The organism is Maribacter sp. 4U21, assembly GCF_002742365.1.
In the GTDB taxonomy this organism is placed as follows: domain Bacteria; phylum Bacteroidota; class Bacteroidia; order Flavobacteriales; family Flavobacteriaceae; genus Maribacter.
Genome location: NZ_MDGN01000009.1, coordinates 180083 through 188548 on the forward strand (window position 1 = coordinate 180083; position 8466 = coordinate 188548).

Below are 8466 nucleotides of genomic sequence, written 5' to 3' on the forward strand. Positions count from 1 at the left end.
TAATTTTTAAAAGGTTTCCAATAGTTCTATGATTACCTCATAAATATTATGTAATTGTTCATTGGTAATCACATAAGGTGGCAAAACATATACGGTGTTTCCCAATGGACGTAAAATTACGCCCCTATTTATAAAAAATTGATATAATTCATCCCTTAGATTACCATAGCGCTCCATTTCTACATTCAAATCAATAGCCATAATTACCCCCATGCAGCGTGCATTGCCTACTTTTGGATGGCCTTTAATCTCGCTTACAAAATGTTCGTGTGCATTTTTTATACAGGTGCGTCTTTCCAATATTTCAGGAGATTCCAACAGGTCTAATCCGGCCAAGGCAGCGGTACAACCAATGGGATGGGCACTAAACGTATGTGCGTGAAAAAAGCCCTTATGAACGTCTTCACTTAAAAAAGCCTCATATACGTTCTTAGAGCAACTGGTAATGCTCAAAGGGAACATTCCTGCTGTAAGTGCTTTGCTAAGGCATATGATATCTGGTTGATGCTCTAGATTCTCGGAAGCGAAATTCTTGCCTGTTTTACCAAAACCGGTCATTATTTCATCCGCAATGCAAAGGATATCCAATTCTTGGCATTTTTCTATTACTGCATCCAAGCCTTTTACAGAATGAAATTTCATTCCCGCGGCTCCCTGGGCCAAAGGCTCAAAAATAAAGGCCGCACATTTATGGTTTCGCACAATGGTTTCCAATTGCGAAAGTACCTCCTCAATAGTATCCTCTTGCGGAGTAGGAATACGTTTTACTTTTAATAGAAATTCATCAAAAGGTCCATTATACGACGAAATCCCCGAGGCACTCATAGCCCCAAAAGTATCTCCATGGAAACCATCTTCAAAGGCTATTAGTACGTCTCTTTTTTCGCCTTTATTGTGATGATATTGCAAGGTCATTTTAATCCCAGCTTCCACAGCGGTAGAGCCATTATCATTGAAAAATATCTTCTCTTGATTAGGCGGTAGTATTTTCAGTAGTCTTTCTGATAACTGCACGGCAGGCTCATGTGTAAAACCGCTGAAAATCACGAAATCCAATTGCTTCATCTGTGCCGTGACAGCATTAATGATATATTCATTACAATGCCCGTACATGGCTGTATACCAAGAAGCGATTCCGTCTATATACGCTCGTCCTTCCTCATCCCAGAATAAAGCACCTTTCGCCTTAACGATACCCACAGGAAGTGCCGCAGTTTTATGCTGGGTCAGTGGATGCCACAGATGTTTTTTATCTCTTTCCGATAGATTTTGCGCTTTCATAGAATCTAAAAATCCTCAATTTATCTATCTTGCAAAGATGGGAAATAAAAGAACGAAATGGTTCTTTTATTTTTGCCCAATCCGAGATTAACAGCGCAAATCTTTACGTCTTTTAAAAAGAGGTGTTCCAGTATAAGATGAAAATAAACCACTCGCATTCTATTTTTTCTTACTATCAAAGATTGAATGATAAATGGGTTGTTCTGAATTTATTAGTGCTGACCATTCTTATTCGATTTCCATTTTTTTTTAGGGATTACATTGATCGTGATGAAAGCACGTTTATTCTTATGGGACAATCTTGGGTAGATGGGCAACTACCATACTTAGAACTTTGGGATTTAAAACCTCCATTAACGTTTGCTTTTTTTGCTATTATCATTTCTGTATTTGGAAAAAGCTTTGTAGCAATTCGTTTCGTCGGTGCGCTTTTAGTAGTCGCAACCGCTTTTTTTACCTTTAAAATCAGCATTAGAATCACCACCAGACAGGTTGCGTTCTGGATGTCCGTTTTCTGTGTAGTACTTCTGAGTTTGTTCGGAAGTCTACAAGGGGTGATGTCAGAACATATTTGTATGGCCTTTTTTGTGCCGGGACTATACATTTTCATTTTAAAGAAAAAACCATTATGGTTCTTTCTAGCCGGTCTGTTCATGGGCCTAACGGTAATGGTAAAACTGAATATGGCCTACCCCGTTCTATTACTTGGCCTTTTTCTACTCTATAAATTTTACAAGACCAAACATACCTCATGGGTCTGGAACACCATGCTGTATGGTGGTGGTATATTAGTAATTATAGCCTTGACTATTTTACCTTATTACAAAATAGGTGAAGTCATGATTTGGTGGAAATCCGTGATTTTAGCTCCATTGGAATATACCGAAGCAAGACGTTTTTCGGTACTTAAACTAGCCCCAACGTTTCTCTTGGTCGGTGGGTTTTTATTTTTCTCGTGGAAAAAACGCTGGTTAGATTTTAAAAATACTACGGTCATCTTGCTTACGGTTGGCATTATTGGTGTCTTATTGTCTTTTTTAAAGGGAGGCAGAATTAATGGGCATTATCTCATACAGCTTTACCCTATGCTGCTTATCCTAATAGCGAGCACGGCTCACGCTCTTGTTTCCAATTACAAGCCTAAGTTACCAAAGGCCATGCTGTTACTTTTACTCCTGATACCGACGGAGAGTTATCTAGAATACGGGAACATTATACAGAACAAATTTAACAACGGTACTTTTTTTAACGGGGAAGGTTTTACGGCTCCCCAATACATACGCAACAACGAACTAGAGAAAAAAAATATTCTTTTCCTTGGGTACCACATAGGATATTGGAATTTAGAGTCTCTACCTCCGACCAAGGCCGCTACACATCCAAGTAATATTTGTAGGGATGAGCTGTTTCCTTTTTTTGATAATGAGAGAGATAAAGCAATTAAGGAACTGCGCTATATTATGGAGGAACTGCGCCCAAAAACTATTGTCTTAAGACAAGGCCGACGTGTTTTTGACAAGAAGGAGGAAAAACTAAATGCGTATATAGATGCCTATTTATTGAAACACTATCGGGTGCACGGCGTAGTGGAAAAAGCAGAAATACTGCAACGCTTATAAGGTTTCTAAAATATGTCTGAACTTATCGGCATATTTCTTTATGATGCTTTTATCAAAAAACGGCTCTTCTTCAATTCTGCCAATTAAAGAAACACCTGTCTTTTGAAGAATGATATTCTCCGTATGCGGATTGGCGTCGCCGCTGAACAATAAGGAAACATCATATCCCTTATGTCTTAACCAATTTATGGTCAGCAAAGAGTGATTTATACTGCCTAAATAATGCCTGGACACCACCACCACCTTGTAATTGGGCATAATAATATCGAACATGGTATCTTCTTCGTTCAAAGGCACAAGCAGGCCTCCGGCACCCTCTATGACCAAATGGTTGTTCGTTTCCGGTTCTTTAATATGAAACCTATCGATACGAACACCTTCGATATCCGCTGCCGCATGCGGACTCATAGGTGTTTTAAGCTCATAACTACTGGGATGAATGACCGTCTTGGTATTGCTGATATAGCTCGCTACTTTATGACTGTCCGTATTTTCCAAATCCCCAGCTTGTACTGGCTTCCAGTAATCTGCGGCCAAGGCTTCGGTAATTATGGATGAAGCGATGGTCTTGCCCACTTCGGTAGATATTCCGCTAACAAATATTTTCTGCATTAGGTACGAGGATTAGTGATAATACCACAATTTAAGCACTTATATTTTCTTTTTTCAAAAAATGGAAAAAGTTTATAAAAAACACCTTTCCTGTTATAATAGACCTCGGACCTACTGGCCTTGCAGTTTGGGCAGACTATAGGCTGGTCTTTCTCATCCAAAGCGTAAGCGCGTACCTCATTATATATGGCAAGAGCACGTTCCTTATCTTTCGAATACACCTGTAGTTTAACGCCCCCGATAGCATTGCTTATCAATGGGTCAGAGTTGAGCGTATTCTCATCCCTCAGAAACACAGGAATCCCCTCAGACTCCAGTTTTCCCTTTATAATCTGAACATCTGCAGCGTATTCGAAAGAGGCCAATTGGTAAAATTTTTCTTCCATGCAATTAAAGATAGCGCGATAATAACTCTAGTACCAATCCTATCTCTTCTTTAGAATTGTAACTATGGATACAAAAGCGCAATCGCTCTTGTCCCTCGGGTACCGTGGGAGGCAAAATAGCCTTCACATCAAAACCCTTATCCTTGAGTTTCTCCGATACCGTTTTCACCTTATCGTTGCTTGTTATAACGCAGGATTGGATAGCGGCGCCACTACGAGAAAAGTATTTCTCCAGTTTCAATCTCTTTAATTGTTGCTTAAAGTAGCCGATGTTATCTAAAAGCCGTTGCCGTTCTGCCTGCCCCTCCTCTTCCAAATAAGTATACGCAGCAATACAAGTTGCCACTCCATGAGGCGGTAAACCTGTAGAATAGATTAGACTACGAGAAAAATTTACCAAATATTCCTTTAAATCAGTACTCCCAAGAATTACCGCTCCATGGGACCCTATGGCTTTTCCGAAAGTAACGATACGTGCAAATACCTTTTCCTGAAGTTTTAAAGCTTGAAGGTACCCTTCACCCCTTTTACCCAATACACCAACGGCGTGGGCCTCATCTACGATAAGACGATATCCTTGTTCATTGCAATGACCCGTAAACGATTTTAAGTCAGGCATATCTCCGTCCATGGAAAAAACAGATTCAGTAACTACGTAAACCTCTTTATGTGCATCGCTGCCTGTATCTTTCTGTGTTGTCTCTATCTTAGCTTTTAAAGCATACAGATCATTATGTGAAAATTTATAACTCTTAGCATGGCTCATTCCTATACCGTCCCTAATGCTCGCATGGATATGTTCATCATAAAAAATAACATCTCCCCTTTGCGGGACAGCACTGAAAAATCCAATATTAGCGTCATATCCTGAATTGAAGACCAGTGCGGCATCGGCTTCATGAAACGCCGCTAACTTCTGTTCTAGAATTGTATACAACTGGTGATTTCCACTTAATAATCGAGAACCAGTGGCCCCATTCTCGGCTATATTATAATTTAATAAAGATTGAAAAGTTTTGGAGAATATAGTTTCGTTCTTAGCAAAGCCCAAGTAATCATTAGAGGAGAAATCTACCAGACCAGTCGTTTGCCCTAATCGGCGTAGGGAATTGTCCGCTATCCTATCCTTAAGTTTCTGTTGAAGTTTATGAGGTAATGTTATCATAACCCCAAATGTAGGGCGTTTCCGTAATAAAATTAATGTGAAACATCAATTAATCTGAAACTACGAACTCAAAATCTTACTGAGTTTTATCGGAGAACTGATGAATTATTTCAATACTTACTTTATCAAAATTCCATTTACTCTGTAAATCAAAGAATTGGCTGTTTAAACGATATGACCCCTCCTTTGCTTGAATTATTCCGATGCGGGATTCATAGGTGTCTCTTGCGTCGTTAAGTCTGGCCGTAGCTCCGTAAAACTCTTCCACTGTACCTTTTTCAGCAAAAATAAACCGGTCTGCAATTTCAGTAAAAACGTAACTATCACTGATAGCTGAATATTTTAAAAGTTCTAGGGGATAAAAAAACTCTTCTAAATCCGTACTTTCATAAACGTCCAATAGGTTTGAGAAACCTTCCTCTTCTAGATAACGACTAAAGTTCAATTCTACGAAAATAGTATCCCCTACTGAATAGTTCTTATCATTTTCAAAATTTAAAGCATCCGTGAGCTGTAACTCTACATACCTGACACCACCTTCATCATCGTAAGAAAAACAACCCTACAACAGTATTCCAATACCAGCCAGGAAAATAAATTTTTTGTTTCCATAATCAGTAATTAAAATCTGTATCCTACCTTAATCCCCGTCCGAACTAGCACAGCATTCAGAAAAAAGAAATCTACTTCAAAATTGATCCTAATTCCGAACTGGGCTTCCAAAACCAGTTTCTTTTCCAGAAACAAAAACCGATATCCATAGCCTATTCACAAGCCGCCCTACCGTAAAGTCCCGAAGGCCTCTTTCATAAACACCGAAACCCTCCTCATTGGTGTTACGGACAAATGCACCCCGTTCTTCAATTTTACTTAACGACCCAAAAACTTTAAGGAAATGGCTTTTATTCTGAGCACCCTGAAAGTAAATTCTAAAAAAGGGCATAATTTCATATGTGGTGGTCAAATCATATTAATTAGTATACGAAACAGCTAAATCTTGCCCACCTTATCCGTAAACCGCAGCAGCTATTCCTAGCGCCTATTTGTTGGCAATGGTACGTTCATAACTCAAATCAACACTCTCTAGAAAAGGTAAAATTAAATTGGTGGATATTTGGTTTCTTTTCAGGGTTGTATCTTCTTGTGCGTAACAAGAAGAAAATATAGCAGCGCTAATAACAAAAAAACAATACTTTCTTTATCATAAATGTGGGGACTTATAAGCAAGATGATAAAAACCCTAAAGGTTGCTTATTTCTGTAATATTAGTGAATTCTACCAAGAGGCCCCTTGTTAATTCCTATATTTAATCCAGTTTATTAAAAAAATGCTCAATGAAAATTTCACATCTTACATTTTTGCTTTTATTTATTGCTTACGCCTCAAGTGGACAGACAAATACCTATAAAATTTCATTTGACAACGCCGTTCACCACGAAGCTGAAATAGCTGCGTATTTTCCAAATATTACTGCGGACACCTTAGCCATTAGAATGAGTAGAACTAGCCCAGGGCGTTATGCGCTTCATGAATTTGCTAAAAACGTTTACAACTTCAAAGCAACGGACGCGTCAGGTAAAAAACTAAAAATCACCAGACCGGACCCCTATCAATGGCTAGTAAGCCGGCATAATGGTGAGGTTCATATTTCATATACCTTATTCGCAAACCGCGGAGATGGCACCTATTCTCAAATAGATGAAACCCATGCGCATTTAAATATTCCTGCTACGTTTATATACGCACCGTCTTTAAGTGAAAGAAAAATAGAAATCACCTTTCACCCGAGGGAAGACCTCAACTGGAAAATTGCCACACAATTACCACTTTTGGAGAAAACTACTTACACCGCTCCCAACCTACAGTACTTCATGGATAGCCCTACAGAAATTAGTGACTATGGTCTAAGGGAGTTTACGGTCGATAATCAAACCATACAGTTTGCACTACATCATAACGGCACTAAGGAGGAATTGGACACCTATTTTGAAAAGGTAAAGAAAGTGGTGCTAGCGGAAAAGGAGGTGTTCGGGGAGCTTCCGATATTTGACTATGGTAAATACGTATTCTTAGCTTGCTACATCCCTAATGCTTCCGGAGACGGCATGGAACATAGAAATTCTACCATTTTAACAAGTACCAGAAGTTTGGGAGAAGGAGGTATGGAGCGTAACATCGGAACGGTATCACATGAGTTTTTTCATGCTTGGAACGTGGAGCGAATACGACCAAAATCCCTAGAACCCTTTGATTTTGAAAAGGCCAACATGAGCGGTGCCTTATGGTTTGCCGAAGGTTTCACCAGCTACTACACGAATCTCATGCTTTGCCGAGCCGAACTCATATCGCAGGAAAGTTATGTAGAGAGACTTTCAGGCACGTTCAATTATGTATGGAACTCTCCTGCTCGAAAATTCTTTAATCCCATCGAAATGAGCTTTCAGGCGCCTTTTGTGGATGCTGCCACCTCGGTAGACCCCGTAAACCGCGAAAACACCTTTATCTCTTACTACTCGTATGGAAGTATGCTAGGATTGGCGTTAGATTTAACCTTAAGAGAGCACAACTTAAATCTGGATGACTATATGAAATTAGTTTGGAAAACTTATGGCAAAAACCAGACACCATACACAATTAGCGATTTGCACGATAGTTTAAATACGTACGCCGGTACGGCTTTCGGAGATAATTTTTTCAACAGGTATATCTATAAAAGCGAAATGCCCGACTATAAGGTATTACTTGAAGCAAACGGTATTCTTTTAAAACGAAATGCCAATAACCCCTATTTTGGAGTAGCTGCGGCTATAAATGACGACTTAAACGGAGTTATTAAAAGCAATCCTAGAATCGGTAGCCCAGCCTACAAAGCTGGTTTAGACAAAGGCGACGTTATTTTGCGCATTAATGAACAAGCATTTCCAAATGGAGAATCCTTTGATAAATATATTGCCAGATTAAATGTGGGAGATGTATTGAATGTCGAATTCGAACGTTTTGGAATTAAGAAAAATAGACAGGTTACATTGCAGCCCGATCCTACCTATGTAATTACCTTAATGGAGAAAGAAGGTCTTGAACCAAACAAGGAAACACTGCAAAACAGAACGGCATGGTTAAAGAATTAATCATTTTGTCCCAATACTAATCCTAAAACAAAGTACCGTTTTTCTTTCTCTAGGATGTAAATGACGAATGCGCTCAAAATTTAATATTATTGTTTTTCAATAATTTTTATATATTTGTTATCGTAAAACGATAATATTATAAGTATGAAGATTTTTGGACCCAATTCACTCTCTCATTTTCTCTTTTATTTAAGTCGCCTTTGTACCATTGGAAGTGTATCATTAATTGCCTTTATTCTAATCTCGTTACTACTTCATAATTATGAAATCGTCAA

The 8466-nt window shown here is 38.8% G+C and carries 8 protein-coding genes; 2 read left to right on the forward strand and 6 right to left on the reverse strand.

All coding sequences use genetic code 11. The features are described from left to right. Window positions 1-6 precede the first annotated feature (6 nt). Entirely contained in the window at window positions 7-1281 is a 1275-nt protein-coding gene (bioA, locus tag BFP77_RS02270) for an adenosylmethionine--8-amino-7-oxononanoate transaminase (RefSeq protein WP_099572455.1), read from the reverse strand. 182 nt (window positions 1282-1463) lie between these two features. Between bioA and BFP77_RS02275 the strand changes: the two genes are divergently transcribed. After that, window positions 1464-2900, forward strand: a complete 1437-nt coding sequence (locus tag BFP77_RS02275; RefSeq protein WP_257212835.1) for an ArnT family glycosyltransferase — start codon at window positions 1464-1466, stop codon at window positions 2898-2900. Here BFP77_RS02275 and bioD read toward each other — a convergent pair. The 5 genes from bioD to BFP77_RS02300 form a co-directional block, all read right to left on the reverse strand. Next, entirely contained in the window at window positions 2895-3512 is a 618-nt protein-coding gene (bioD, locus tag BFP77_RS02280; protein ID WP_099572457.1) for a dethiobiotin synthase, read from the reverse strand. The genes BFP77_RS02275 and bioD overlap by 6 nt on opposite strands. Continuing rightward, complete coding sequence (locus BFP77_RS02285) at window positions 3512-3898, reverse strand: putative signal transducing protein (protein WP_099572458.1); 387 nt, start codon at window positions 3896-3898, stop codon at window positions 3512-3514. Before BFP77_RS02285 ends, bioD begins: the two co-directional genes overlap by 1 nt. Before the next feature lie 4 nt (window positions 3899-3902). Continuing rightward, window positions 3903-5063, reverse strand: a complete 1161-nt coding sequence (locus BFP77_RS02290; protein ID WP_099572459.1) for an aminotransferase class I/II-fold pyridoxal phosphate-dependent enzyme — start codon at window positions 5061-5063, stop codon at window positions 3903-3905. Window positions 5064-5139: 76 nt separating this feature from the next. Continuing rightward, a complete protein-coding gene (locus BFP77_RS02295; protein WP_099572460.1) occupies window positions 5140-5508 on the reverse strand; it encodes a hypothetical protein in 369 nt (122 codons plus the stop codon). A gap of 255 nt (window positions 5509-5763) precedes the next feature. Continuing rightward, window positions 5764-6027 carry a hypothetical protein gene (locus tag BFP77_RS02300; RefSeq protein ID WP_143751821.1) on the reverse strand — a complete coding sequence of 88 codons (264 nt, stop codon included), beginning with the start codon at window positions 6025-6027 and terminating at the stop codon, window positions 5764-5766. 370 nt (window positions 6028-6397) lie between these two features. Here BFP77_RS02300 and BFP77_RS02305 point away from each other — a divergent pair, with 370 nt between their 5' ends. Then, window positions 6398-8191 carry a M61 family metallopeptidase gene (locus BFP77_RS02305; RefSeq protein WP_099572462.1) on the forward strand — a complete coding sequence of 598 codons (1794 nt, stop codon included), beginning with the start codon at window positions 6398-6400 and terminating at the stop codon, window positions 8189-8191. The last annotated feature ends 275 nt before the right edge of the window (window positions 8192-8466 follow it).